Source organism: Kitasatospora sp. NPDC093558, from assembly GCF_040683475.1.
Classification (GTDB): Bacteria; Actinomycetota; Actinomycetes; order Streptomycetales; family Streptomycetaceae; genus Kitasatospora.
Window position 1 is genome coordinate 1 of sequence record NZ_JBFBDY010001131.1, and the last position, 1,489, is coordinate 1,489.

Below are 1,489 nucleotides of genomic sequence, written 5' to 3' on the forward strand. Positions count from 1 at the left end.
CAACGCCGTTCAGTTAGGCGTGGCGCTCGTCTGTCAAGGCCGCTGGGCAAAGCAGCGGAGCTGCCGTAGAAGAGGTTTGTCCTCCAAGACATCCTCACCACGGGAGCTCCGCTGTTGGAACAGGCTGCCATAACGCGGACGGCCGGGGTGTTCGCGCCTGGTCATATCGGCGAGTTGACCCGGATCGTGCCCTTCGAGATGGTCGATGAGGTACTGGCGGAGACGAAGGCGGTCCAGCAGCGGATCCGACTCATGCCGGCACGGGTCACGCTGTATCTGCTGTTGGCCGGAGCGTTGTTCTCCGAGCTGGGCTATCGGCAGGTTTTCGACCGGTTGTGTGCCGGTCTGACGGGCCCGGAGCCCGTCAGACCGAGCGGCAGCGCGTTGCGGCAGGCCCGCCAGCGTCTGGGGGCGGCACCGTTGAGGGCGTTGTTCGACTTGGTCCGCGGCCCGGTGGCCACGACCGCGGCCCAGGCGCGGTGGCGCGGGCTGCTGGTGGTGGCCGTGGACGGCACGCTGCTGCCGGTGCCGGACGCCCCGGCAAACCTCGCCGTCTACACCAAGCAGCGGTGCAACAACGGAGCCGGAGGCTATCCGCAGATCCGGCTGACGGCACTGGTGGCCTGCGGGACGAGGGCGGTGATCGGGGCGGTGTTCGGTCCGACCGCCATCGGCGAGCTGGAGTACGCGGGCCGCCTGGCCGGCGATCTGCGTCCGGGGATACTGCTGCTGGGCGACCGGAACTTCGCCGCCGCCGATCTGCTCAACCGCATGACCGCCACCGGCGCCCACCTGCTGGTGCGGTGCAAGTCCGGACGAAGGCTGCCGCCGGTGGCCCGCTGCGGCGACGGCTCGTTCCTGACCCGGCTGGGCGCGCTGACCGTGCGGGTCATCGATGCCGAGATCAGCATCGTCACCTCTCGGGGAACCCACACCGGCCACTACCGGCTGCTGACCACTCTCACCGACCCGTCGGCGCATCCGGCCAGCGAACTCATCCGCCTCTACCACGAGCGCTGGGAGATCGAGACGGCCTACGCAGAGCTGAAATCCACGATCCTTGGCGGGCGGGTCCTGCGCGCCCGCACCCCGGCCGGGGTCGAGCAGGAGGTCTGGGCGCTGCTGGTCGCCTACCAGGCGCTGCGAACAGCGATGACGGACGCCACGGACAGCGTCCCGGGCACCGACCCCGACCGGGCCGGCTTCACCGTCGCGTTGTCCGCCGCCCGCGACCAGCTCGTGCTGGCCGCGGGCGTCATCGCCGACACCGTCATCGACCTGGTCGGATCCATCGGCCGCAACGTGCTGGCCCAACTCCTGCCCGAACGGCGGGTCCGCACCAAAGACCGCATTGTCAAACGAGCGATCTCCAAATACAACGCCCGCGGACCCGCCATCGACCGGACAACCTACAAGGCCACCATCAGCATCAACATGCTCACAACCGACCCTTGACAGCCCCAGCTCCGCCCTAACTGAACGGCGTTGC

The 1,489-nt window shown here is 69.0% G+C and carries 1 protein-coding gene; it reads left to right on the top strand.

Features of this window, described 5'->3' with window-relative positions:
- The first annotated feature begins 114 nt into the window (after positions 1 to 114).
- A complete protein-coding gene (locus AB0O00_RS39120) occupies positions 115 to 1,455 on the top strand; it encodes an IS4 family transposase (protein WP_363659436.1) in 1,341 nt (446 codons plus the stop codon).
- The last annotated feature ends 34 nt before the right edge of the window (positions 1,456 to 1,489 follow it).